The sequence below is a fragment of the Kineococcus auxinigenes genome, assembly GCF_050871525.1.
Taxonomy (GTDB): domain Bacteria; phylum Actinomycetota; class Actinomycetes; order Actinomycetales; family Kineococcaceae; genus Kineococcus.
Map to the genome: position 1 here is coordinate 1 of NZ_JBKBCT010000020.1, position 24391 is coordinate 24391.

General features: G+C 75.6%; 20 protein-coding genes. 7 read left to right on the forward strand and 13 right to left on the reverse strand.

Translation table 11 applies throughout. The annotated features are described in order from the left end of the window. The 6 genes from ACRYR9_RS07990 to ACRYR9_RS08015 form a co-directional block, all read right to left on the reverse strand. Positions 1-94: hypothetical protein (locus tag ACRYR9_RS07990; RefSeq protein ID WP_432540185.1), on the reverse strand; the 94-nt coding region annotated here is incomplete at its 3' end. A 44-nt stretch (positions 95-138) separates the two neighbouring features. Further along, on the reverse strand, positions 139-963 hold the full coding sequence (locus ACRYR9_RS07995; RefSeq protein WP_432509691.1) for a DUF2382 domain-containing protein: 825 nt from the start codon (positions 961-963) through the stop codon (positions 139-141). A 124-nt stretch (positions 964-1087) separates the two neighbouring features. Beyond that, positions 1088-2254 (reverse strand): alkaline phosphatase family protein, encoded by a 1167-nt coding sequence (locus ACRYR9_RS08000; RefSeq protein ID WP_432494658.1) that lies wholly within the window; start codon positions 2252-2254, stop codon positions 1088-1090. Positions 2255-2283: 29 nt separating this feature from the next. Then, positions 2284-2934 carry a DUF5998 family protein gene (locus ACRYR9_RS08005; RefSeq protein ID WP_432494656.1) on the reverse strand — a complete coding sequence of 217 codons (651 nt, stop codon included), beginning with the start codon at positions 2932-2934 and terminating at the stop codon, positions 2284-2286. 61 nt (positions 2935-2995) lie between these two features. Continuing rightward, entirely contained in the window at positions 2996-3838 is an 843-nt protein-coding gene (locus ACRYR9_RS08010) for a carbonic anhydrase (RefSeq protein ID WP_432494654.1), read from the reverse strand. Positions 3839-3948: 110 nt separating this feature from the next. Continuing rightward, positions 3949-6654, reverse strand: a complete 2706-nt coding sequence (locus ACRYR9_RS08015; protein ID WP_432494652.1) for a bifunctional acetate--CoA ligase family protein/GNAT family N-acetyltransferase — start codon at positions 6652-6654, stop codon at positions 3949-3951. Positions 6655-6702: 48 nt separating this feature from the next. Between ACRYR9_RS08015 and ACRYR9_RS08020 the strand changes: the two genes are divergently transcribed. The 6 genes from ACRYR9_RS08020 (at position 6703) to ACRYR9_RS08045 (ending at position 15641) form a co-directional block, all read left to right on the forward strand. After that, a complete protein-coding gene (locus ACRYR9_RS08020; RefSeq protein WP_432494650.1) occupies positions 6703-7320 on the forward strand; it encodes a nitroreductase family protein in 618 nt (205 codons plus the stop codon). Positions 7321-7404: 84 nt separating this feature from the next. Continuing rightward, complete coding sequence (locus tag ACRYR9_RS08025) at positions 7405-9888, forward strand: DNA gyrase/topoisomerase IV subunit A (protein ID WP_432494648.1); 2484 nt, start codon at positions 7405-7407, stop codon at positions 9886-9888. A 179-nt stretch (positions 9889-10067) separates the two neighbouring features. Then, the gene (locus tag ACRYR9_RS08030) at positions 10068-10232 is read left to right on the forward strand and encodes a hypothetical protein (RefSeq protein WP_432494646.1); all 165 of its coding nucleotides are present in this window, start codon (positions 10068-10070) and stop codon (positions 10230-10232) included. After that, a complete protein-coding gene (locus ACRYR9_RS08035; RefSeq protein ID WP_432540184.1) occupies positions 10229-12598 on the forward strand; it encodes a glycoside hydrolase family 65 protein in 2370 nt (789 codons plus the stop codon). Before ACRYR9_RS08030 ends, ACRYR9_RS08035 begins: the two co-directional genes overlap by 4 nt. 95 nt (positions 12599-12693) lie before the next feature. Further along, positions 12694-14049 (forward strand): M20 family metallopeptidase, encoded by a 1356-nt coding sequence (locus ACRYR9_RS08040; RefSeq protein ID WP_432494642.1) that lies wholly within the window; start codon positions 12694-12696, stop codon positions 14047-14049. After that, a complete protein-coding gene (locus ACRYR9_RS08045; protein WP_432494640.1) occupies positions 14046-15641 on the forward strand; it encodes an AbgT family transporter in 1596 nt (531 codons plus the stop codon). Before ACRYR9_RS08040 ends, ACRYR9_RS08045 begins: the two co-directional genes overlap by 4 nt. Positions 15642-15688: 47 nt before the next feature. Here ACRYR9_RS08045 and ptsP read toward each other — a convergent pair whose 3' ends face one another. The 7 genes from ptsP to ACRYR9_RS08080 all read right to left on the reverse strand — a co-directional run bounded on the left by ptsP (position 15689) and on the right by ACRYR9_RS08080 (position 23940). Beyond that, positions 15689-17398 carry a phosphoenolpyruvate--protein phosphotransferase gene (gene ptsP, locus ACRYR9_RS08050; RefSeq protein ID WP_432494638.1) on the reverse strand — a complete coding sequence of 570 codons (1710 nt, stop codon included), beginning with the start codon at positions 17396-17398 and terminating at the stop codon, positions 15689-15691. Positions 17399-17456: 58 nt separating this feature from the next. Further along, a complete protein-coding gene (locus tag ACRYR9_RS08055; protein WP_432494636.1) occupies positions 17457-17726 on the reverse strand; it encodes an HPr family phosphocarrier protein in 270 nt (89 codons plus the stop codon). Positions 17727-17828: 102 nt separating this feature from the next. After that, on the reverse strand, positions 17829-19391 hold the full coding sequence (locus tag ACRYR9_RS08060; RefSeq protein WP_432494634.1) for a PTS fructose transporter subunit IIC: 1563 nt from the start codon (positions 19389-19391) through the stop codon (positions 17829-17831). After that, a complete protein-coding gene (locus ACRYR9_RS08065) occupies positions 19388-19864 on the reverse strand; it encodes a PTS sugar transporter subunit IIA (protein WP_432494632.1) in 477 nt (158 codons plus the stop codon). Before ACRYR9_RS08065 ends, ACRYR9_RS08060 begins: the two co-directional genes overlap by 4 nt. Further along, positions 19861-20835: a 1-phosphofructokinase gene (gene pfkB, locus ACRYR9_RS08070; protein WP_432494630.1), complete on the reverse strand. Its 975-nt coding sequence runs from the start codon at positions 20833-20835 to the stop codon at positions 19861-19863. The genes ACRYR9_RS08065 and pfkB overlap by 4 nt, the downstream gene beginning before the upstream one ends. Next, positions 20832-21593 (reverse strand): DeoR/GlpR family DNA-binding transcription regulator, encoded by a 762-nt coding sequence (locus tag ACRYR9_RS08075; protein WP_432494628.1) that lies wholly within the window; start codon positions 21591-21593, stop codon positions 20832-20834. The genes pfkB and ACRYR9_RS08075 overlap by 4 nt, the downstream gene beginning before the upstream one ends. 235 nt (positions 21594-21828) lie before the next feature. Then, positions 21829-23940 (reverse strand): DNA gyrase/topoisomerase IV subunit B, encoded by a 2112-nt coding sequence (locus ACRYR9_RS08080; protein ID WP_432494626.1) that lies wholly within the window; start codon positions 23938-23940, stop codon positions 21829-21831. Positions 23941-24169: 229 nt separating this feature from the next. Here ACRYR9_RS08080 and ACRYR9_RS08085 point away from each other — a divergent pair, with 229 nt between their 5' ends. Beyond that, the gene (locus tag ACRYR9_RS08085) at positions 24170-24370 is read left to right on the forward strand and encodes a DUF7455 domain-containing protein (RefSeq protein ID WP_432494662.1); all 201 of its coding nucleotides are present in this window, start codon (positions 24170-24172) and stop codon (positions 24368-24370) included. Positions 24371-24391 lie beyond the last annotated feature (21 nt).

The window sequence follows — 24391 nt, forward strand, 5'->3', positions numbered from 1 at the left end:
GCTCGACGCGCACCGGCACCTGCACCGTGCGGACCTCGGAGACGACCTCCTTGCGGATGCGCACGCGCTCGCTGGGCACGCGCACCCGCTGCACACGCAGCTCCTCGGCCGAGCGGACGACCTCGGCGTGCTCCTCGCTCAGGAGCGGTCGCGCTTCGTGGTGGCCTCCTGGCCGGCGTCGAGGTCGATGTGCTCCTCGCGCACCTCGGCGGAGACGCTCTGCTCCTCCTGCACGGTCTGCGTGCCCAGACGCACCCGCTCCACCGGCACCGTCTCCTTGGCGGCCACCGCGCGCTCCTCGTGCAGCGTCACCTCGTGCTCCTCCTCGGTCAGGTCCCCACCCGACATCGCCGCACCACGGTTGGCCTCGGTGATCGGCTCACGCTCGACCACGACCTCCTCGCGGTTCACCGGCACGCTGCGGGTCACGGTCTCGCTGGTGATGTACTTGCGCAGCCGCGCCCGGCCCGCCTCACGGGACTCCTTGGCCACGTGCAGCTCCTCCTTCGAGCGCGTCATGGCGTCATCGGTGTTCGGCCCGGAGGTGTCGTGACCGGCCCCGCGCACCCCGGCGTCCGTGGTCCCGGTGGTGCCCACCGTGCCGGTGGTGCCGGTGGTGGTCGTGGTGTCGGTGACGGTGCCACCGGAGGAGGAGATGCCGTAGTAGCGGTACAGGTCGTCCTCGTCCGCCTCGCTCAGCTCGTGACCGGGGTCGTGGTGCGGAGCGTCCTTGACCATGGACTTCTCGAACGGCACCGTGATGGTGTCACCGCTGACCGTGGCCGAGGACAACGGGATCAGGGAGACGTTCGAACCGAACAGGCCCGTCTTCACCGACACCCACTCCGGCTGGTTCGTCGCGTTGTCCAGGTAGACCTCGTCGACCTTGCCGATCTTGTCGCCGTCCGTGCCGGTGACCGTGGCGCCGTAGAGCTCCTCGACGGAGTTCATGCCGGAGATCATGTCGTGCCCCTTCCGTTGGACGTCTTGGCAGTTTCGCCAATCCCTTGCCAACGACAGGGGTACCCGGGTCGGGGGGGCTCAAACGGGGACGTCCGCGGAACTTCCGGTGGGCTCGCGGAACCCCTCACAGCAGCGCGGTGAACAGCGGCACCAGGCGCTCGTCGTCGGTGAGCGCACCGTGCTGGCCGATCAGCCGCAGCACCTGCGGGCGCGCGCGGGCGGAGTCCACCACCGCGGTGGGTCCGGTCATGACGGCGAGCACGTCGCCGATGCGGCCGGCCACCTGCTCCTCGACCGGCCCGAACCAGCCGGCGGCGACGGCCTCGGCGCGGGTGAGGACGCGCGCGACCCCCTCCAGCCTGCTCGCCCAGGCGCGGGCGACGGCCTGCGCGGCACCGGGCTCGGTGTACAGCTGCACGGCGCGCGGTTCCCCGCCGACGTGCCGCACGCCCTCGCGCAGGCCGGGCTCGTGGGCCAGGTCCAGGCGTTGCGGGGCCTGCACGTCGACCATGCCGTGGTCGGCCGTGACCAGCAGCAGGGTGCCCCGCGGCAGGCGGCGGGTCAGCTCGGCGACGGCGGCGTCCACGCGCGCCAGCTCCTCGCCCCACTGCCAGGACCCCACGCCGTCGCCGTGACCGGTGTGGTCCAGCCGGCCCCAGTAGACGTAGGTGAGCCCGCGCGGTGCGGCGCGCACCGCGGCGACCGCGGCGTCGACGCGCGCCTCCAGCCGTTCGGGGGTGCCCACGAAGCGCCCGCCGCGCAGCGCGGCCTCGGTCAGGCCGGAACCGTCGAAGTGCGGCGGCGCCACGCGCGTGACGGGCACGCCGGCAGCGGCGACCTGCTGGAAGACGGTGGTGTGCGGCTGCCAGCGGCGCGGGTCCACGGGCCCGTCCCACTGCAGCTGGTTCAGCAGCGCGTCGCGGTCGGGGTCGAGGACCTCGTAGCCGACCAGCCCGTGCGACCCGGGCGGCAGGCCGGTGCCCAGCAGGCCCATGCTCGTGGCGGTCGTCGTGGGGAACCCCGCGGTGAGCACGCGGTGGCCCCCGTCGGCGCGCCAGCGGCGCAGCGCCGGCACGTGGCCGGAACGCTCCTGCAGGGCCCGCTCCCCCATGCCGTCGACCAGGAGCAGGCACACCCGCTCGGCCGGGGGCAGGTCCAGGCCGGGGCCCGGTCCGGGGCCGGTGGTCACGCCCAGGGAGCGGGCGGCGGCCGGCAGCAGCTCGGCGAGGGTGTCGCGGCCGTACGCGGGCACCGGCAGGGCCGCACCCGCGACGCCCGGCGGCACGCTCACGACGGGACCACCACGAGGTCGCCGCGCCGTCAGCGCGACGTGGCGGCCGACAGGGCGCGGGCGAACGCGACGGCCGCCGCCACCGCGTCGGCGCCCTCGGCGGCCCCGGCCACCCGCACGGTCAGGTCGTCGCCGGTCAGGGTGCCCGTGTAGCCGTGGTCGGCCTCGCAGTCGGGGTCCGGGCAGCTGGCGGGTTCGAGGTCGACGCGCTGCACCGCACCCCAGCTGATCGTCAGGCTGACCTCCGCGGGCACGGAACCGGGCCGGTGGTCGGCGGGGCGGGTGACGACCTGGGAGACCACGACGGAGGCGACCTGCTCCAGGGGGACCGACTCGGTGGAGCACACCGCGTACGGCTCCGGGGACGTCTCGTCCGGGCCGTGGTCGTCGGCGTGCGCGACGAGCAGGCGCGTGGCGGTGGTGGTCAGGACGGTGACGTGCCGGCGCACCTCGTTGGCGTCGAAGGTCGTCTCCTGGTGCACCAGGTGCGCCTCGACCTCCTCCTCGGCCAGCGCGGTGAGCAGGCTGTCGGCGACGACGGCCGGGTAGTAGCCGGCGCGCTCGAGGTCGGTCAGGAGCCGGGGCGGCAGCTCGCCGGGTGCGGTCGCCGGGCCCCCCTCGGGGCCGGGGGTGCCGCTGGTGCCGTGCCCGGACCGCCGGGAGTGGGTGCGCTCGCGCATCCCCCCATCCTCCCCCACCGCGGGCACCACCGGCGCCCACCCCGCTCGGCGGGCCGTCGCGTCAGTCGGCGTCGAGCAGCAGCTCGCGCTCGCCCAGCGGCTGCACCGGCCGGGAGTTCTCCTCGATCACGGACCGGAAGTCGGCCAGCTGCTCCGCGGAGACCTCGACGGGCTGCTGCACGACGAACCAGGACACCCCCTCCGTGCACGGCGGGGTCGTCAGCGACCCGGTGTAGCGGTACGTCCGGCGGTCCTGCGGCAGCAGCGCGGCGGTGTCGAAGCCGGAGAGGGTGGCCTGCTCGCTGGTGTCCGCGGGCAGCTGCTCGAAGTACTCCGCCAGCGCGCTGTCGGCGGCCCCCTCCTGCAGCAGGACCCCCACCACCGCCACGGCCCCGGACTCGTCGGTGTGGACGAGGTGCAGCTCACCGGCGTACGTCTGCCCGGCCACCGTGTGCTCGGCCGGCTCGTGCAGGTGGAACTGGGTCAGGGCGTACGTCTCGCCGTCCACGGTCATCGTGGACCCGGACGGCTCGACGCCCTGCACGGTGTGCACGGTGTTCTTCAGCTCGACGTCCCCGGTGACGTAGTCGAACCGCGGGTCCGGCAGCGGGACGGTGCTGGCGCCCGCCAGGTCGATCGGCGACTGCTGCGTCGCGTCGGCGCACTCGGCGTAGTCCTCGGACAGCGAGGCCCAGTTCGCCGGCCCCAGCTCCCCCTCGTACTCGAACTCCACGGCGCGCTGGGCGCCGGCGGACTGGACCGCGGCGGGGACCGTCGAGCTCGGGGAGGCGCTCGCGGAGGAGCTGCTCGCGGAGGAGGTGGCGCCCTCGTCCGCCCCGCCGCACGCGGCGGGCAGGACGACGGCGGCGCCGAGGGCCAGGGCTGCGGGGACGCGGTGACGCACGGGGTTCCTCCGGGGCGGACGGGGCCGGTACGCCTCGACACGCTGGCACCCCCGTGCGCGTCCGGCTCGGTGGGGCGTGTCGCGGCGGGCGGACCCCGCGCGGGGTGCCCCTACGTGGGCAGGGTGCGCCGGTCGGGGTCGGCGCGCCCCTGCGGCGGGGCGAGGACCACCTCGGCGCCCAGCACGCGCGCGCCGCGCTCGGCGACGAGCACCGGCGACAGGCGCATCTCGGCGACCTCCGGCAGCGCGTCTGCCAGCACCGCCACCCGGGCGACGACGTCCTCGAGCGCGTCGACGTCCATCACGGGGGTGCCGCGGTGCCCGAAGAGCTTGGGGGCGGCCTTCACCGAGCGGACCAGGTCGGCGACGTCCACGTCGGTCAGCGGCGGGATGCGGTAGGCGACGTCACCCATGAGGTCCAGGGGGTCGCCCTCCACGCCGAAGCTGACCACGGGCCCGAACAGGGGGTCCTCGGTGCTGCGCACCATGCACGGCACCCCCTGCCCGGCCATGCGCTGCACGGCCAGCACGTCCGCCCGCCGGCCGAAGACCTGGCGCATGTCGGCGACGGCCTCGGCGAGGGCGGCGGCGTTGGTGATGCCCAGGCGCACGCCCCGCAGGTCCTGCCGGCCGGCCAGCTCCTCCCCGACGGTCTTCAGCGCCACCGGCCAGCCCAGCCGTGCGGCGGCCTCGACGGCCTCCTCGACGCTGCGGACCTCCGCGCGGGCCAGCAGGTCGATGCCGCCGGCGGCCAGCAGGGCGCGCGTCTGCTCGGGGTCGAGCGTCGCCCCGTCGGGGGCCTGCGCCAGCACCCGCTCCACCAGGGCGCGGGCGGCGCGCAGGTCCACGCCCTGCGGCGCCAGCGGGTGGCCGCGGTCGCGGCGGCGCCACTGCGCGTAGCGCACGACGGCGGCCAGGGCGCGCACCGCGTCCTCGGGGGTGGGGTAGGAGGGCACGACGGGCGCGTCGGCGAGCGCCTCGGCGGGGGCGCCGGGACCGGTGGCGCCGGCGAGCGCCGCGGAGACGGCCCGGGTGCCCAGGAAGCAGGTGACGGTGGTCTTGGCGCCGGCCGCGGCGGTGCGGGCCACGGCGGCGGCCACCGCCGGGTCCGGTTCGGGGGTGGGCGGCACCCAGCTGGCCACCACGGCGTCGACGTCGGGGTCGGCGAAGGCCGCTTCCAGGGCTGCCGTGAAGGACTCCACGCCCGCGTAGGGGGCGACCGCCACGGGGCCGTGGGCGACCTGCAGGCCCCAGCTGACGCAGGCGTCGGCGGCCAGGGTGCCCAGGGCGTCGGAGTTGCCGACGATGGCCACGCGCGCGCCCTCCGGCAGCGGCTGGTGGACGGCGACCTGGGCGACGTCGAACAGCTGGTGCACGTTCTCCACGCGGATGACGCCGGCCTGGCGCAGCATGCTGTCGACGGCCTCGAAGGGGGCGCGCGAGGCGCGCACGGCGTGCCCGGGCGGCACGCCGAAGCCGGAGGCGCCGGACTTGACGACGACGACGGGCTTCTTGCGCGCCAGGGTGCGCGCGACCCGGCTGAACTTGCGGGGGTTGCCGATGCTCTCCAGGTACAGCCCCACGGCGGAGGTGGCGTCGTGGTCGAGCCAGAACTGCATGAGGTCGTTGCCGGAGACGTCGGCGCGGTTGCCGGCGGAGACGAACGTGGACAGCCCCAGGCCGCGGCGCTGCGCGGAGGACAGGACCGTCACGGCCAGCGCACCGGACTGGCTGAACAGGCCGAAGCGGCCGGCGGGCGGCACCTGGCCGTACAGCGAGGCGTTCAGCCGCACCGCGGGGTCGGTGTTGACGACGCCGTAGGAGTTCGGGCCCACCACGCGCATGCCGTTGGCGCGGGCGATGCGCACCAGCTCGCGCTGCAGAGCCAGGCCCTCGGGGCCGGTCTCGGCGAAACCGCTGGAGACGACGACGAGGCCGCGCACGCCCATCGAGGCGCAGTCGGCGACGGTGGGCACGACGGCCGCGGCGGGCACGGCCACGACGGCCAGGTCCACCGGGCCGGGCAGGTCGCGCACCGAGCGCAGCACGGGAACGCCCAGCAGCAGCTCGCCGGGGGCGGCCTCGGCGTTCACGGCGTGCACGGTGCCGGCGAACCCGCCGGTGACGACGTCGGCGAGCAGGCGGTGCCCCACCGAGCCGGGGGTGCGGCTGGCCCCCACGACCACCACGGAGGACGGTGAGAGCAGGGCCTGCACGCTGCGCGCCTCGGCGCGCTGCTCGCGCGCGCGCATGACGTCCACGGAGCGTTCGGTGGGGTCGATGTCGAAGGAGACCTCCAGCACGCCGTCGGAGTAGCCCTGGCGGACCTCGAAGCCGGCTTCGCGGAAGACGCCGATCATCTTGGCGTTCTGCGGCAGGACGTCGGCGGTGAAGCGGCGGATGCCGCGCTCGCGGGCGGCGGCGGCCAGGTGCTCCAGCAGGACCGAGCCGAGGCCGCGGCCCTGGTGGGCGTCGGAGATGTTGAAGGCGACCTCGGCGGCGCGCGGCGCGCCGGCTCGCACGGGGGTGGCGTCGAAGCGGGCGATGCCGACGATGTCCTCGCCCACGGTGGCCACGAGCGCGACGCGGTCGACGTGGTCGACGTTGGTGAAGCGCTCCAGGTCGCGGCTGGACAGGCGCGGCATGGGGGCGAAGAAGCGCAGGTAGCGCGACTCCTCCGACTGGCGCGAGTGGAAGGCGGCGACGAGGTCGGCGTCGGAGGGGCGGATGGGGCGGACGTGCGCGGTGGCCCCGTCGCGGAGCACGACGTCCGCTTCCCAGCGGGTCGGGTAGCCCACCGGCGGCAGCGGCACCATGCCCGCCACCCTAGTGGGGCCCCGTCGCGGGGGTGGGAGGGTGGGCCGGTGGACTTCGCCGAGGTGCTGCGCCGGCGGCGCATGGTGCGCGGCTACGACGCCCGGCCGGTCGAGCGGGGCGTGCTGGAGCGGGTGCTGTCGGCGGCGCTGCGCGCACCGTCGGCGGGCAACAGCCAGGGCCGCGACCTGCTGGTGCTGCGCGCGCCGGGCGACCGGGAGGCGTTCTGGGAGCTGACCACCCGCGGGCGCCCGGGCCCGGCGGACGCGTGGCTGACGGGGATGCGCACCGCTCCGGTGCTGGTGCTGCTGCTGGCCGACCCCGGCGCCTACGCCGAGCGCTACGCGCGCCCGGACAAGCCCGGCCCGGACCGCGACGCGGCGGCGTGGGAGGTGCGCTGGCCGGACGTCGACACCGGGATGAGCGGTCTGCTGCTGCTGCTGGCCGCCGTGGACGCCGGGCTGGGCGCGTGCCTGTTCGGGGTCCCGGCGGCGGCGCACCCGGCGGTGCGCGAGCGCTTCGGGGTGCCGCCCGGGCGGCGGCTGGTGGCCGCCGTGAGCCTGGGGCACCCGGCACCGGGTGAGGCGTCGCGGCCCTCGCAGCGGCACCGGCGGACCCTGGCCGACAGCGCCCACGACGGCGCGTTCGGCGCGCCCTGGGGCGGCTGACCGGCCCGGCCCGGCCCGCGCACCGCGGCGCCGCGGCCGCCGCCGTGCGCGGGGGTGTCGGCCGTGGGCGGCAAGATGGGGGTCATGGCACGACGCACGTCCCCTCCCCCGCCGCCGGACGCTCCCGAGCGCATCGTCGACATCGACGTCGAGCAGGAGATGCAGGGGGCGTTCCTGGAGTACGCGTACTCCGTCATCTACTCCCGGGCCCTGCCGGACGCGCGCGACGGGCTGAAGCCGGTGCAGCGGCGGATCCTCTACATGATGCAGGACATGGGCCTGACGCCCGAGCGCGCGCACGTGAAGTCCGCGCGCGTGGTGGGCGAGGTGATGGGCAAGCTGCACCCGCACGGCGACGTGGCGATCTACGACGCGCTGGTGCGCCAGGCGCAGCCGTTCACGATGCGCGTGCCGCTGGTGGACGGGCACGGCAACTTCGGCTCGCTGGACGCCGGCCCGGCCGCGCAGCGCTACACCGAGGCGCGCCCGGCACCGGCGGCGCTGCTGATGACGACGGGCCTGGACGAGGACGTCGTGGACTTCGTCCCGAACTACGACGACCGGCTGAAGGAACCCGGCGTGCTGCCGGCGGCGTTCCCGAACCTGCTGGTCAACGGCGCCAGCGGCATCGCGGTCGGCATGGCCACGAACATGCCGCCGCACAACCTCGGCGAGGTGATCGCCGCGGCCCGCCACCTGCTGAAGCACCCGGACGCCGACCTGCCGGAGCTGATGCGGTTCGTGCCCGGCCCGGACTTCCCCACCGGCGGCAGGGTCGTCGGCCTGGAGGGCATCCGCGACGCCTACGCGAACGGGCGCGGCACGTTCCGCACCCGCGCCGCGGTGCGGGTGGAGAACGTCACCGCGCGCCGCAAGGGCATCGTCGTCACCGAACTGCCCTACGGGGTGGGCCCGGAGCGGCTCACGGAGAAGATCGCCGACAGCGTCAAGGCGAAGCGGCTGCAGGGCGTGGCCGACGTGGTGGACCTCTCGGACCGCACCCGGGGCCTGCACCTGGTCATCGAGGTGAAGAACGGTTTCGTGCCCGAGGCGGTCCTGGAGCAGCTGTACCGGCTGACGCCGATGGAGGAGACCTTCGGCATCAACAACGTCGCCCTCGTCGAGGGCCAGCCGCGCACGCTGGGGCTGAAGGAACTGCTCGAGGTGTTCATCGCGCACCGCGTCGACGTGGTGCGCCGGCGCACCGCGTACCGGTTGCGGCGCAGGGAGGAACGCCTGCACCTGGTCGACGGCCTGCTGGTGGCGATCCTCGACATCGACGAGGTCATCGCCATCGTGCGCTCCTCCGACGACGCGGCCGCGGCGCGCGCGCGGCTGACGCAGGTGTTCGACCTGTCCGAGACGCAGGCCGCCTACATCCTGGACATGCAGCTGCGGCGGCTGACGAAGTTCTCCCGCATCGAGCTCGAGCGCGAGCAGGAGGAGCTGAACCGGCAGATCGCCGAGCTGCGGGCGGTCCTCGCCGACGAGGGCAGGCTGCGGAAGCTGGTCGGCGACGAGCTGGCGCAGGTCGCCGCCGAGCACGGCACGCCGCGGCGCACCGTGCTGCTGACCTCCAGCGGGCCGGCCACGGGCGCGGTGGCGGCGCTGGAGGTGGCCGACGACCCGTGCACGGTGCTGATGTCCTCCACCGGGCTGCTGGCGCGCACGGACGCGGCCGAGCCGCTGGGCACCGAGGGCCGGCGCACCCGCCACGACCTGGTGGTCTGCGCGGCACCGGCCACCGCGCGCGGGCACGTCGGGGTCGTCACCTCCGCCGGGCGCCTGGTGCGGCTGCCGGTGCTGGACCTGCCGGTGCTGCCGCCGACGAACGGCCGCCCGACCCTGTCCGGCGGGGTGGCGGTCAAGGAGTTCCTGACCCTGGCCAAGGGCGAGCGCGCGCTGGGCCTGGTACCGCTGCCGGTGCCGGGGGTGGAGGACCCGGACGACCCGGGTTTCGCGCTGGCCACCGCCACGGGCGTCGTCAAGCGGCTGGTGCTGGAACCCCTCGGCAACCGCGAGGAGGTCGACGTCATCGCCCTGAAGGACGTCACCGCCCGCCGCAAGGACGAGGTCGTCGCCGTCGCGCAGCTGCGCACCGGCTCCGAGGACCTGGTGCTCATCACCTCCGACGCGCAGCTGCTGCGCTTCAGCGCCTCGCTGGTGCGCCCGCAGGGCCGCGGTGCGGCGGGGGTGGCGGGGGTGCGGCTGTCCCCGGGTGCGCAGGTGGTGTCGATGACGGCCGTGGACGCCGACGACCCGGACGCGGTGGTGGTGACCGTGGCCGGCGACTCCGGGGCGCTGCCGGGCACCCAGCTGGGTTCGGCGAAGGTCACGCCGCTGTCGGAGTACCCCGCCAAGGGCCGGGCCACCGGCGGGGTGCGCTGCCACCGCTTCGCCCGCGGCGAGGACGTGCTGCTGCTGGCGTGGGCCGGGCACGGCCCGGCGGAGGCGGCCACGCCCACCGGCACGGCGGTGGCGCTGCCGGAGGGCCCCGGGCGCCGCGACGGCACGGGCACGGCGCTGGACAAGCCCGCCGCGGCGATCGCCGGCCCGCCGCTGCTCTGAGCCGCGGGCACCGCGTGGTGGGTCGCGACGGCGTCCCGCCCCACCACGCGGTGCCCGGGCCGACCACGGGTGCTGGAGAACCTCTCCACGTTCCGCGGCGAGCCCGGGCACGAGGTCGTCCACGTCTTCGCGGTGCCCGGCGAACCCCTCGCCGCGCTGCCCGAGAGGACGTCCCGCCCGTGCTGGACACCGGTGAACCCGTGCGGTGGGTGGCCCTGGAGGAGTTCGACGACGAGGCGTTCCCCCTCTTCCCCTCCGGGGCGCTCGCACTGCTGCGCGCGGACGCCCGCCGCGACGTCCCCGCCGGCTGCGGGTGCGCTCGGGAGCAGCACCTGCTCGGATGAGCGCGGTACCCGCCGGTGGACGGCGGGCGGAGGACGGAGGACGCGTGGGCGCGGGCAGGAGCACGAGCAAGGACCTCGGTGCGGTCGACCCGTGGGCGGTGCACGAGGGCGAGCTGGACGTCTCGGCCCTGGAACGCACCGAGTCGCTGTTCGCGCTGGCGAACGGACGGCTCGGGGTGCGCGGCTCGCTGGACGAGGGCTCTCCCAGCGGCAGCCCGGGCACGTACCTCAGCGGTGTGCACGACCTCTGGCCGATGGCCTACCCCGAGTACAGCTACGGGTACCCGCAGGTCCAGGAGCGCATCGTCGCGGTCCCCGACCCGAGCCTCGTGGAGCTGTTCGTGGGCCCGGAGCGCTTCGACGTGCGCACCGGTGAGCTGCACGCCCACGAGCGCACCCTGGACCTGCGCTCGGGCACGCTGCGCCGCGCGGCGGAGTGGAGCTCGCCCGACGGCGCGCGGGTGCGGGTCCGCTCGGAGCGGCTGGTGCCGCTGGAGCGGCCCGGCCTGTTCGCCGTGGACCACCGCGTGCAGGCGGTGGACGAGGCGCTGGAGGTGGAGGTGCGCTCGGCGGTGGTGTGCAGCCCGCAGCTGCACCGCCCCCGCACCGAGGCGGTCGCGCGCGGCGGCACCGTGCGCCAGCGCACCGACGGCAGCGCGCTGGCGGTGGCCGTGCTCGTGGACCACGACGTCACCGGACCCGCCGAGACGGAGGTGCGCACCCACGCCACCGCCGACCGGGTCGTCACCACGGCGCACGTGCACCTGGAACCGGGCCAGGAGCTGCGGGTGGTGAAGGTCGCCGCCCTGGGCTGGGCGCCGCAGGACACGCGCCACGAGCTGCTGCCGAAGCTGCGCACCGCGCTGGAGGCGGGCCTGCGCGACGGCTTCGAGCACCTGGCCGCGCAGCAGCGCGCGGTCCTGGACGAGTTCTGGGAGCACGCCGACGTGCGCGTCGACGGCGACGAGCAGCTGCAGCAGGCGGTGCGGTTCGCGCTCTTCCACGTCCTGCAGGCCGCCGCGCAGGCCACCGACCGCGGCATCCCGGCCAAGGGGCTGACCGGCACCGGCTACGACGGGCACACCTTCTGGGACACCGAGGTGTTCGTCATGCCGATGCTCAACCACGTGTGGCCCCAGGCGGCCGCCGAGGCGCTGCGCTGGCGGCACGCGATGCTGCCGGCGGCGAAGGAGCGCGCCGCCGAGCTGGGCCTGGCGGGGGCCACGTTCCCGTGGCGCACCATCACCGGCCGGGAGAGCTCCGGGTACTGGCCCGCCGGCACCGCGGCGGTGCACCTGAACGCCGACATCTCCGACGCCGCGGTGCGGTACGTGCACGCCACCGGCGACGACGACCTCGCCCGCGACGTGGTGACCGACGTGGTCGTGGAGACCGCCCGCTCGTGGGTGGTGCTGGGCCGCGAGGACGCGCAGGGGCGCTTCCACGTCGACGGGGTCACCGGGCCGGACGAGTACAGCGCCCTGGTGGACGACAACGCCTACACGAACCTCATGGCCCAGGCGAACCTGCGGGCCGCCGTGGAGTTCGCCGGGCGCTTCCCCGAGCGCGCCGACGCCCTGGGCGTCACCGGCGAGGAGGTGCGGCGGTGGACGCAGCTGGCCGACGCGGTGCACGTGCCGCGCGACCCGGACACGGGCGTGCACGCGCAGGACGAGGGTTCAACCCGCCGCAAGCGGTGGGACTTCGAGGGCACCTCGCCGCAGCAGTACCCGCTGGCCGACCACTTCCCGTACTTCAGCCTGTACCGGCGCCAGGTCGCCAAGCAGGCCGACCTGGTGCTGGCGCTGCAGCTGCGCCCGGAGGCCTTCACGCTGGAGGAGAAGCGCGCCGCCTTCGAGTACTACGAGGCCCTGACCGTGCGCGACTCCTCGCTGTCCGCGTCGGTGCAGGCGGTCGTGGCCGCGGAGGTCGGGCACCTGGACCTGGCCGCTGACTACGCCCGCGAGGCGGCGTTCGTGGACCTGCACGACCTGCGCGGCAAGACCTCCGACGGGCTGCACATCGCCTCCCTGGCGGGCGCCTGGCAGGCGCTGGTGGCCGGTTTCGGCGGGATGCGCGACGCCGACGGGCGCCTGGCGTTCGCCCCGCGCCTGCCCGACGGGCTGGACGGGCTGTCCTTCCGCACCCGGCACCGCGGTTCCTGCCTGGAGGTCAGCGTCACCCGCGAGCGGGCCACCTACGCCGTGCTGAGCGGCGGGCCGGTCGACACCAGCCACCACGGCGAGCCCTTCACCGTGGAACCGGGTTCCCCGCGCACCCTGGACGTGCCACCCGCGCCCGACCTGCCCCGCCCGGAGCAGCCGCCCGGGCGCGATCCGCGCGAGCTGCGCGAGCGGGCGGGCTGACCCCCTCCCCGCGCACCCCGCGCCGGTGAACTCCGTGTTTCCCCGCGGCGCGGCGCGGTGGCGTCCGGCGGCGGACGGGGGTAGGTCTGCTGGGCATGGCAGAACCAGGCACCCCGCCCCGGCAGGACCCCGCCGAGCCCGCCGCGCCCGACCGCACCTACCTGGCCTCGCTGCTGGCCGGCGTGCAGCGGGCCGCGGCGAGCGCCACCCCGCTGGGCAGCGGGTTCGCCGGTGCCCCGCCGGAACTGCTGGACGCCACCGAGGCGGCCGTCGAGGGCCTGAGCGAGCAGTTGCTGGAGCTGAGCCACCGGCTGCACGCGCACCCGGAGGAGGCCTTCGGCGAGCACGCCTCGGTGCGCGCGGTGGCGGACCTGCTGGCCGGGCGGGGCGTGGACGCGCAGGTGGGCGTGCACGAGCTGGACACGGCGCTGCGCGCGTCCGTCAGCGCCGGTGACGGCCCGACGGTGGCGGTGCTCGCCGAGTACGACGCGCTGCCGGGCATCGGCCACGGCTGCGGGCACAACGTCATCTGCGCGAGCGCGGTCGGCGCGTTCCTCGGCGTCGTCGACGCGCTGCGCTCTGGCGCGGTGGGCGGCACGGCGGTGCTGCTGGGCACGCCCGCCGAGGAGGGCGGCGGCGGCAAGGAGACGATGGCGCGCGCCGGCGCGTTCGACGGCGTGGACGCGGTGGTGATGCTGCACCCGTTCAGCTACGACGTGGCGGTGCAGCCGTTCCTGGGCCGGCGGCAGGTGCGGGTGACGTACCGGGGCGTGGCGGCGCACGCCTCCGCCCAGCCGTTCATGGGCCGCAACGCCCTGGACGCCGTGGTCGCCGGTTACCAGGGCATCGCGATGATGCGCCAGCACATCAGCCCCGCCGACCGGGTGCACGGCATCGTCCTGGACGGCGGGCAGCGCCCCAACGTGGTGCCCGAGCGGGCGGTGGCCGAGTACTACGTGCGCTCGGCGGAACCGGCGACGCTGGCGGACCTGTGCGCGCGGGTCCAGGCGGTGCTGGTGGCCGCGGCCGCGATGACCGGGTGCGGGTACGAGCTGGAGTGGGACCGCCAGCCGGCGTACCTGCCGATCCGGTCGAACCTGGAACTGGCGGCGCGCTGGACGCTGCACCAGCGCCGCCGCGGGCGCACCGCCCTGCCGCCGGGGGTGGTGCCGGAGAACCTGTCGGGCTCCACCGACCTGGGCAACGTCAGCGTGCGGGTGCCGGCGATCCACCCGATGGTCGCCGTCGCGGGGCCGGAGGTGTCCCTGCACACCGCGGAGTTCGCGCGGGCGGCCGGTTCCCCCTCGGGCGACGCGGGGGTGCTGGACGGTGCGGTGGGGCTGGCCCTGACGGCGCTGGACGTGCTGGCCGACGCGGAACTGCTGGCGGCGGTGCGCGCGGAGTTCGAGGCCGCCGGCGGGGTGCTGGACGTCGAGGGGTTCCTCTCGTGAGCCGGCGCGGGCGCACCGGCGCGCGCGGGGCGGACCGGCTGGAGGTCTCACCGACCCGCGTGGACCGGTTCCTCGGCGGCATCGAGCGGGTGGGCAACCGCATCCCGGAGCCGTTCGTGCTGTTCCTGATCCTGTTCGCGCTGCTGGCGGTGGCGAGCAGCGCCATGGCGTGGGCCGGCGTCACCGTGGAGGTCCCCGGTTCGGGGCAGGTGGACGCGGTGCGCGGGTTGTTCACCGGTGAGGGCGTGCAGTGGTTCACCACGAGCCTGGTCGACAACTTCGTGTCGTTCCCGCCGCTGGGCACCGTCGTGGTGATCCTGCTGGCGGTGGGCCTGGCGCAGCGCAGCGGGTTGATGGCGACCCTGGTGCGGGTGGCGTTCGCGGGCGCACCGCGCTGGGCGCTGCCGTACGCGGTGGCGTTCATCGGCGTCGTGGGCAGCGTCATGGCGGACTCGGTGATGATCGTCATCCCGCCGCTGGCGGCGATGGTGTTCAAAGCGGTGGGGCGGCACCCGGTGGCGGGCCTGCTGGGCGCGTTCGCGGCGGCGGGCGCCGGGTACTCCACGTCGATCGCGGTCACCAGCCTGGATGCCCTGTTCGCGGGCATCACCTCCGCCGTGGCGCAGACCCTGCCGGTACCGGGCACACCGGTGACGCCGGTGTCGAACTGGTACTACAACATCGCCAGCTCGATCGTGCTGACCCTGGTGTGCGGGCTGCTCATCACCCGCGTGCTGGAACCGGCGCTGCGCCGCGGCGGGGTGCCCACCGAGGAGCGGGCGGACGACGAGGGAGCGGCTGCGGTGCAGGACGTCGCCGACCTCACCGTCACCCCCGCCGACCGCCGCGCCCTGCGGCGCGCCGGGCTGGCGGCCCTGCTCACCGCGCTGGCGCTGACCGCGCTCACCGTCGTGCCGGGGTCCCCGATGCGCAACGAGGACGGCGGGTACCTGCCCACCTCACCGCTGCTGGGGTCGGTCGTGTTCATCGTCGTGGTGATGCTCACCGTCCCGGCCCTGGTGTTCGGCCGGGCCAACGGCACGCTGCGGCGGATCACGCAGGTGCCCGCCGCGATGGCCGACGCGGTGAAGGACATGGCGCCGTTCATCGTCCTGGCGTTCGTGCTGGGTCAGTTCATCGCGCTGTTCACCTGGAGCCGGGTGGGCACCTGGATGGCGGTGGCGGGGGCGAGCGCGCTGCGCTCGCTGGACCTGACGGGTTACGAGGCGATCGTCGCGTTCGTGGCGCTGGCCAGCGTGCTGAACCTGTTCATCATCTCCGGGTCGTCGATGTGGACGATCATGGGTGCGGTGTTCGTGCCGCTGTTCGCGCTGCTGGGGTACGAACCGGCGTTCACGCAGGCGGCGTTCCGCGCGGGGGACTCCGCCACGCAGATCCTGACGCCGCTGAACCCGTACATCGTGGTGGTGCTGGCGATGCTGCGCCGCTACGAACCGCAGGCCGGGCTGGGGACTCTGATCTCGCGGTTCCTGCCCTTCACGATCTGCTTCTGGATCTCGTGGATGGCGCTGCTGACGCTCTGGTTCTTCCTCGGGCTGCCGCTGGGGCCGGGGACCGACGCGCGGTTGTGAGGGGCCGTGCGCCGGGGTGCGCGCGTCTCGACGCGCGCACCCCGGCGTCACAACGCCCGCACCTCCGCGTCGGCCAGGGCCAGCGCCGCCTCGCGCGCGTCCTCGGGCGAGTCGGCGGCCAGGGCCGCGCGGGCCATCTCGCGGCAGGTGGCGGCGGTGGTGCGCGCCAGGGCGAAGCGGACGGCGGGCACGGCGGCCGGGGCCATCGACAGGCTGGTCACCCCCAGGCCGACGAGCACCAGGGCCAGCAGCGGGTCGCGGGCGGCCTCTCCGCACACGCCCACGGGCCTGCCCGCCGCCGCACCGGCCTCGCCGGTCAGGCCCACGAGCTGCAGCACGGCCGGCTGCCAGGGGTCGAGCAGTTCGGCCAGCTCCCCGGCGAGGCGGTCGGCGGCCATGGCGTACTGGGTGAGGTCGTTGGTGCCGATGCTGACGAAGTCCAGCCCGGCGGCCAGCAGCGCCTCGGCGCGCAGGGCGGCGGCGGGCACCTCCACCATGGCGCCGACGGTGCGCAGACCGGCGGCTCGGGCCTGCGCGGCGAAACCCGCCGCCTCGGCGGGGGTGGCGACCATGGGGGCCATCACCCACGGGTCGGTGCCGGTGCGCTGCGCGGCGGCGGCCAGGGCGCGCAGCTGGGTGGTCAGCAGCTGCGGGTGGCGCCGGGCGGTGCGCAGGCCCCGCACGCCCAGGGCGGGGTTCTCCTCCGGCTCCACCTCGACGAAGGCCAGCGGCTTGTCGGCGCCGGCGTCCAGGGTGCGCACCACGACCTTGCGGCCGGCGAACGCGGCCAGCACGCGGGCGTAGGCGTCGGTCTGCTCCGCCTCGGTGGGCTCGGCGGTGCGCTCCAGGAAGAGGACTTCGGTGCGGAACAGGCCCACGCCCTCCACGGCCGCGGCGCCCGCGGCGGTGGCGGCGCGCTCGGCGTCCTCGACGGCGCCGACGTTGGCGAGCAGCTGCACGGCCACGCCGTCGGCGGTGCGGCCGGGACCGCCCGGGGCCTGCGCGAGCGCGGCGCGGGCGGCGCGGCGCGCCTCGACGGCCTCGACCAGCTCGGCGGAGGGGTCGGGCGTGACGGTCCCCTCGCGGGCGTCCAGCACCACGCGCTCACCGGCCGGCAGGGCCAGGGCGCCCGCGACGCGCACCACGCACGGCACGTCGAGCTGCGCGGCGATGATCGCGGTGTGGCTGGTCGGTCCGCCCAGCTCGGTGACGATCCCGACGACCTTCGCCAGGTCCAGGGTGGCGGTGTCGGCGGGCGCCAGGTCGGCGGCCACGACGACGGAGGGGCCGTGCAGGTCGGGCACGCCCGGCTGCGGCAGCCCCAGGACGTGGGCGACGACGCGGTCGCGCACGTCGCGCAGGTCGGTGACCCGCTCGGCCAGGTACGGGCCGGAGGCTGCGAGGAGTTCGCAGAAACCCTCCACGGCGGCGTCGACCGCGCTCGCGGGACCGGTGTCGGCGGCGATGCGCCGCTCGACGTCGCCCATCAGGCCGGGGTCCTGCGCCATCAGCGCGGTGGCCTGCAGGACGTCGGCGGTGGTGCCGCCGGCCGCGGCGGCCCGCTCGCGCAGCGTGGTGGCCACGGCGGCGAACGCCTCGCGCACGGCGGCGGTGGCGGTGGCCGGGTCGGCGGCGGGCGGCTCGTCGGCCGGCGGACGGGCGGCGGGGGCGACGAGCACGACGGTGCCGACGGCGGCGGAGGTGCCGACGCCCACGCCGGTCAGCACGGCGGGCGTCGCGGGTTCGGTGAGCGTCACGGCGGGTCCTCGGTCTCGTCGTCGGTCGGGTCTGGTGGGAACGCGCTGGGTCGTGGGCTCAGGCGGCGTCGTGGTCGGTCTCGACCACGGCGGCCAGCTGCTCCAGGGCCTGGTCGGCGCCCTCGCCGTCGGCGGCCAGGGTGACGCTCTGGCCGTGCTGGGCTCCCAGGCCCATGACCATGAGGATGCTGCGGGCGTCGACGGGTGCACCGCCCTCCACCGCGATGGTGACGGGCAGGCCGGTGGCGACGGCGGCCTGGACGAACAGGGAGGCGGGGCGGGCGTGCAGGCCGACGCGGGATCCGACGACGGCGGTGCGGGTGGGCACGGGGTTCTCCTCGGGGGTTTCGGCGCGAGTTCGGGCGGGGTGTTTCACGGGTGGGGTCGCAGCCGCCCGGGGGCCCGTGCCGGGCCCCCGGGCGCGCCGGTCTCAGGCCGAGACGGGCTGGGCGCCGGCGGTGCCGGCCCGCGCGCCGGCGGGCGTGTCGGCGCCGCCGCGGTGCGCGCTCTTGAGCGCGACGACCGCCAGGCCGGTGACGACGGTGCCGATGACGATGGCGAGCAGGTACAGCAGCGGCTGGCTGACCAGGCCGAGCACGACCACGCCGCCGTGCGGGGCGCGCAGCGCGTTGCCGAACGCCATGACCAGACCGCCGGTGACGCCGGAACCCAGGATGCACGCCGGGATGATGCGCAGCGGGGCGGCCGCGGCGAACGGGATGGCGCCCTCGGAGATGAAGAACGCCCCCAGCAGGACCGCGGCCTTGCCGTTCTGCTGCTCGGCCTCGGTGAACAGGCGCTTGCGCAGGAACGTCGCCAGCGCGATGCCCAGCGGCGGGGTCATGCCGGCGGCCATGACCGCGGCCATGACCTTCAGCTCCACGGGGCTGCCGGAGGCCGCGGCGGCGGTGGCCAGGCCGGTGGTGGCGAAGGTGTAGGCCACCTTGTTCACCGGGCCGCCCAGGTCCACGGCCATCATGGCGCCCAGGATCACGCCGAGCAGGACGATGCCGGAACCGGACAGCGAGTTCAGGCCGGTGGTGAGGGAGTCCATCAGCCACTTCAGCGGCCGGCCGAGCACGACGAGCATGACGAACCCGGTGACGATCGTGGCGACCAGCGGGATGACGACGACGGGCATGATGCCGCGCACGGCGTTGGGGACCTTCAGCCGGGCCAGGCCCAGGGCGACGAAACCCCCCAGGAAACCCGCGGCCAGCCCGCCGAGGAAACCGGCGCCCACGGTCACGGCGAGCGCGCCGCCGACGAAACCGGGGGCGATGCCCGGGCGGTCGGCGATGCCGAAGGCGATGAAACCGGCGAGCACGGGGACCAGGAACCCGAAGGCCGCCTGGCCCACGACGAGCAGCAGACCGGCCCACTGCTCGCGGTCGGCGACGTCGAAGCCGTCGGCGAACAGGCCGGTGAAGTAGGCGTTCGCACCGACCCCGTCGCGGTCCAGGGCGATCTCGTACCCGCCGAGCATGAAGGCCAGGGCGATGAGGATGCCGCCGGCGGCGACGAACGGGATCATGTAGCTGACGCCCGTCATGAGCCACTGCCGCACGCGGGTCCCGACGCCGGCCCCGGCGGTGGCTCCCGCGGCGGGGGCGGCCGGTGCCGCGGGCGCGCCGGGGACGTCGCGGCCCGGCTGGACGGCGGGTCCGGCGGCGCTGCGCGCGCCGGCCGCCTCGACGGCGGCGACGGCCGCGGCCACCACGCCGGGGGCGTCGGCGACGGCCTTCTTCACGCCGACGTCGACGAACGGCTTGCCCGCGAAGCGGTCCTTGTCGCGCACCTCCAGGTCGGCGGCGTAGATGACGCCGTCGGCGGCGGCGATGACGGCCGGGTCGAACGGGGCGGAACCGGCGGCGCCCTGCGTCTCGACGCTCACCTCGTGCCCGGCTGCCTTGCCGGCCTGCTCCAGGGCCTCGGCGGCCATGTACGTGTGCGCGATGCCGGTGGGGCAGGACGTGATCGCGACGAACTTCATCGTCCGTACACCTCTTCCACGACGGTGCGGGCGATCGACGCGGCGTCGGGCGCCTCGAGCAGGGACTGGCGGAAGGAGACGTGGACCAGCTTGCGGGCCAGCGCGGCGAGGATGGTCATGTGGTCGGCCTCGCCCGTGGTGGGCGCGGCGATGAGGAAGACGAGGTTCGCCGGGCCGTCCGGCGCCCCGAAGTCGACTCGCTCGCCGGAGACCACGCGGCCGACCGCGAGGCTGGGCACGGTCACGGCCGCGGAACGCGCGTGCGGCAGGCCGATGCCGCCGGGGATGCCGGTGGCCATCTGCTCCTCGCGGGCGGCGACGTCGGCGAGGAACCGCTGCAGGTCGGTGACGCGGCCGGCGGCCTGCAGCGCCTGCGCGAGCTGACGGGTGGCGTCGACGCGGTCGCTCGCGCGCAGGTCGGCGATGACCAGCTCGGGGGTGATGAGGTCCGGGGTGTTCGCGGTGTCGCTCACGGCTGCAGGTCCTTCACGGGGGTCTCGGGGGCGGGGTTCTCGACGACGCGGACGCCGGTGGCGCCCGCGCGGGTCTGCTCGGGTCCGGGGACGGTGCTGCCGGGCAGCAGCACGGCCGCGCGTCCCCACGCGACCGCGGTGGCCAGGCGCCGCGGGGCCGGGCCCTGCTCGTGCAGGTAGCCGGCCAGGGTGCAGTCGCCCGCGCCGACGGTGCTGCGCGGCACCAGGGCCGGGCCGCCGGCCCACCAGGTGCCCTCGGCGGTGACCAGCAGGGCGCCGGCCTCGCCGAGGCTGACGAGGACGTCGCCGCACCCGCGCGCGCGCAGCTCCGCCGCGGCGGCGCGCACGTCGCCCACGGTCAGCAGCTCGCGGGCCACGAGCTCGGCCAGCTCCTCCAGGTTCGGCTTGACCACGTCCGGGCCGGCGTCGACGGCCGCGGCCAGGGCCGCGCCGGAGGTGTCGACGGCCGTGGCCGTGCCGCGCTCGCGGGCCAGGCGCACCAGGCGGGCGTGCAGGTCGGCGGGCGCGCCCGGCGGCAGGCTGCCGCTGGAGGCCAGCCAGCGCGGGGCGACGGTGAGGCGGGCGCGCACGGTGCGCAGCAGCCCCTCGACCTCCTCGGCCGCCAGGACCGGACCCGGCTCGTTGAGCTTGGTGGTGGTGCCGTCGGCCTCGACGACGGTGGTGTTGGTCCGCACGGCGCCGGCGATGGCGACGGGCACGACCTCGACTCCCTGCGGGGCGAGCATCGCCACGAGCCGGTCGCCGTCGACGCCGCCGCAGGGCAGCAGGGCCGCGGCGCGGGCACCGTGCAGGGCCAGGGCGCGGGCGACGTTGACGCCCTTGCCGCCTGCCTGCGCGCAGGCGCCGCGGGCGCGGTGCACCTCGCCGCGGGTGAGGACGTCCAGTTCCAGGGTGCGGTCGATGCTGGGGTTGGGCGTGACGGTGAGGACCGCCGCGTGCGCGGCGCTCACGCCCGCACCACCCTCGGTCCGGCGGCCTCGACGTCGGCGACGACGTCGGGGTCCGCCCCGGTGTCCGTGATCACGGTGTCGACCCCTTCCAGGTCAGCGACGTGGGCGAAGTCGTCGCGGCCGAGCTTGGAGCGGTCGGCCAGGACGACGGTGCGGCGGGCGGCACGCATGAGGGCCCGCTTGACGCCGGCCTCGGCGAGGTCGGGGGTGGTGAGCCCCCGCTCGACGCTGAGGCCGTTGGTGCCCAGGAAGCAGACGTCGGCGAAGACCTCCGCCAGCGCCCGCTCGGCCCAGGCGCCCACGGCGGCCAGGGTGCGCCCGCGCACCTGCCCCCCGACCAGGTGCAGGGTGACGTTGGAGCGGGTCGCGAGCGCCTGGGCGATCTGCAGGCCGTGGGTGACGACCACGAGCTCGCGGTCGGTGGGCAGCAGCTCCGCGAAGCGGGCCGTGGTGGTGCCGGCGTCGACCAGGACGGTGCCGCCCTCGGGCAGCTCGGCCAGGGCGGCGGTGGCGATGCGCCCCTTCTCGGCGCTGAAGACCTCCTGGCGCTCTCCCACGGCCGGCTCGGTGCCCAGGCGCTCGACGGGGATGGCGCCGCCGTGCACGCGCCGCAGCACGCCGTGGCGCTCCAGGGCCGTCAGGTCGCGGCGGATGGTCTCGGGGGTGACGTCCAGGACCTCGGCGAGCGTGGCGACCTCGACGCGGCCCGCCGCGCGGGCCCGTTCGAGGATCGCGTGGTGGCGCTCCGGTGCGTACATCGCCGACTCCGTCGTCCGTGCCGACCCGCTGAGCGGGCTCCTCCGGACCCCGAACCGGTCCGGCGTGCTCGATGATGAGCCGCAAACAAGCCCGTTGTCAACCAATCGGGCAAGAACGGGCGTGCAAGCGGACACGAAACCACAGCGGGTGGTCGTGCCCCCACGCGCAGCGCACGACGCCCCCGCGACCGGGGGTCGCGGGGGCGGGGCGAGCGGCGGGTGGCACCGCCGGTGCTCAGGCGTCGATGCGCTCGCGGTCCAGCCGCTCGGCCCCGGCGATGATGAAGTCCTTGCGGGGGGCGACGTCGTTGCCCATGAGGAGCTCGAAGACCCGCTCGGCCGCCTCGCCGTCGGCGATGGTGACCCGCCGCAGCGTGCGGTGCTGCGGCTCCATCGTCGTCTCGGCCAGCTGGTCCTCGTCCATCTCCCCCAGGCCCTTGTAGCGCTGCGGGTCCTTGTAGGTGCGCCCGCGGCGCTGCAGGTCCGCGGTGACGCGGCGCAGCTCGGCGTCGGAGTACGTGTACAGGACCTCCTTCTTCGCCCGGCCCGTGCCGTTGACCTCCAGGCGGTGCAGCGGCGGCACCGCGGCGAAGACCCGCCCGGCGTCCACCAGCGGGCGCATGTACCGGAAGAACAGCGTCAGCAGCAGGGTGCGGATGTGGGCGCCGTCCACGTCGGCGTCGGTCATCAGCACGATCTTGCCGTAGCGCACCGCCGAGAGGTCGAAGCTGCGCCCCGAGCCCGCCCCCACGACCTGGATGATCGAGGCGCACTCGGCGTTCTTGAGCATGTCCGCCACGGACGCCTTCTGGACGTTGAGGATCTTGCCGCGCAGCGGCAGCAGCGCCTGGTACTCGGAGTTGCGCGCGCCCATCGCCGTGCCCAGCGCCGAGTCCCCCTCGACGAGGAACAGCTCGGTGCGGGAGACGTCGTCGGAGCGGCAGTCCTTCAGCTTCGCCGGCAGCGAGGAGGACTCCAGGGCGTTCTTGCGCCGCTGGGTCTCCTTGTGCAACCGGGCGGAGATGCGGCTCTTCATCTCCGAGACGACCTTGTCCAGCACCAGGGACGCCTGCTGCTTGTCCTCCCGCTTGGGGGAGGTGAGCACCTCGCCGAGCTCGCGCTCGACGACCCGGCGCACGATCTGGCGCACCGCGGCGGTGCCCAGCACCTCCTTGGTCTGCCCCTCGAACTGCGGCTCGGCCAGGCGGACGGTGACGACGGCGGTGAGCCCGGCGAGGATGTCGTCCTTCTCGAGCTTCTCGTCCTTGCCCACCTTCAGGCGGCGGGCCTGGGCGTCGACCTGCTTCTTCACGGCGGCGAACAGGCCCTGCTCGAAGCCCGACAGGTGCGTGCCGCCCTTGGGCGTGGCGATGATGTTGACGAACGAGCGGACGGTGGCGTCGTAGCCGGTGCCCCAGCGCAGCGCGACGTCCACGACGCACTGGCGCTGCACGTCCTGCGGCGTCATGTGGCCGCTGTCGTCGAGCACCGGGACGGTCTCGGTGAAGACGTCCTCGCCCTGCAGGCGCCACACCGAGGTGACCGGGGCGTCCGGGGTCAGGAAGTCGGCGTACTCGCCGATGCCGCCGTCGTGCTGGAAGACCTCCTCGGTGGGCTGCTCACCGCGCTCGTCGCGCACGACGATGCGCAGGCCCGGCACGAGGAAGGAGGTCTGGCGGGCGCGCGCGGCGAGGTCCTCGTAGGAGAACGCCGCGGTCTTCAGGAAGATCTGCGTGTCGGCCCAGTACCGCACGCGCGTGCCGGTGGACCCGCGCTTGGCGCGCCCCACGACCTCCAGGCCGGTGGTGGGCGTGAACGGCGCGTCCGGGCCCTCGCCGGCGTAGCGGCCCGGCGTGCCCCGCCGGAAGCTCGTGGCGTACGTCTTGCCGCCGCGGTCCACCTCCACGTCCAGGCGCGCCGACAGGGCGTTGACCACGCTGGCGCCCACCCCGTGCAGGCCGCCGGAGGCCGAGTAGGAGCCGCCGCCGAACTTGCCGCCGGCGTGCAGGTGCGTGAAGACGACCTCCACGCCCGAGAGCCCCGTGCGCCGCTCGACGTCGACGGGGATGCCGCGCCCGTCGTCGCGCACCTCCACCGAGCCGTCGGCGTGCAGGACCACGTCGATGCGGCTGCAGTGCCCGCCGAGCGCCTCGTCGACGGAGTTGTCGATGATCTCCCACAGGCAGTGCATGAGGCCGCGCGAGTCGGTGGAGCCGATGTACATGCCCGGGCGCTTGCGCACCGCCTCCAGGCCCTCCAGGACCAGCAGGTGGGCGGCGGTGTAGCCCTCCTCCCCCTGGCCGTCCTTCGGCGCGCGGGAGCGGGGGGTCGAACTGGGGGGAGTCACCCCGGCAGGGTAGACGTCGCCCCCGACGCGGGGCGGTGCCGCGCGCGGCGCGCGGTGCGGCGCCGCCGGCGCCTCCGCCGAGAGCGAACGCACTGCTCCACCGGCGTGGGAACGCGCGCGCACCGGCGGGGGTTGGGACAGAGTGGGCGCGGGAGCACCCGCTACCGCCGCCCGCAGGACCGGAAGGAGTCGTGGAGTGACCACCACAACAGCCCTTGCCAGCGACCCGATGACGGCCGCCGACCGCTGCGACCGTTGCGGTGCCCAGGCGTACGTCCGCGCCGTGCTGGCCTCCGGGGGCGAGCTGCTCTTCTGCGCCCACCACGGGCGCGAGCACCGCGACGCCCTCCGCGAGGTCGCGCGGGACATCCAGGACGAGTCCCGCAAGCTGGCCTCCACCCCGTCGATCGCCCCGGTCGACGAGCGCTGAGGCGGCGCTGACCAGGACCGC

Coding starts and splice junctions, on each gene's coding strand:
- ACRYR9_RS08015 (WP_432494652.1), bottom strand. CDS start 6,654: ATGGTGCCGCTGCCGCCGGTGGGCTACCCGACCCGCTGGGAAGCGGAC.
- ACRYR9_RS08035 (WP_432540184.1), top strand. CDS start 10,229: ATGAGCGCGGTACCCGCCGGTGGACGGCGGGCGGAGGACGGAGGACGC.
- ACRYR9_RS08025 (WP_432494648.1), top strand. CDS start 7,405: ATGGCACGACGCACGTCCCCTCCCCCGCCGCCGGACGCTCCCGAGCGC.
- ACRYR9_RS07995 (WP_432509691.1), bottom strand. CDS start 963: ATGATCTCCGGCATGAACTCCGTCGAGGAGCTCTACGGCGCCACGGTC.
- ACRYR9_RS08005 (WP_432494656.1), bottom strand. CDS start 2,934: ATGCGCGAGCGCACCCACTCCCGGCGGTCCGGGCACGGCACCAGCGGC.
- ACRYR9_RS08075 (WP_432494628.1), bottom strand. CDS start 21,593: ATGTACGCACCGGAGCGCCACCACGCGATCCTCGAACGGGCCCGCGCG.
- ACRYR9_RS08085 (WP_432494662.1), top strand. CDS start 24,170: ATGACGGCCGCCGACCGCTGCGACCGTTGCGGTGCCCAGGCGTACGTC.
- ACRYR9_RS08040 (WP_432494642.1), top strand. CDS start 12,694: ATGGCAGAACCAGGCACCCCGCCCCGGCAGGACCCCGCCGAGCCCGCC.
- ACRYR9_RS08060 (WP_432494634.1), bottom strand. CDS start 19,391: ATGAAGTTCGTCGCGATCACGTCCTGCCCCACCGGCATCGCGCACACG.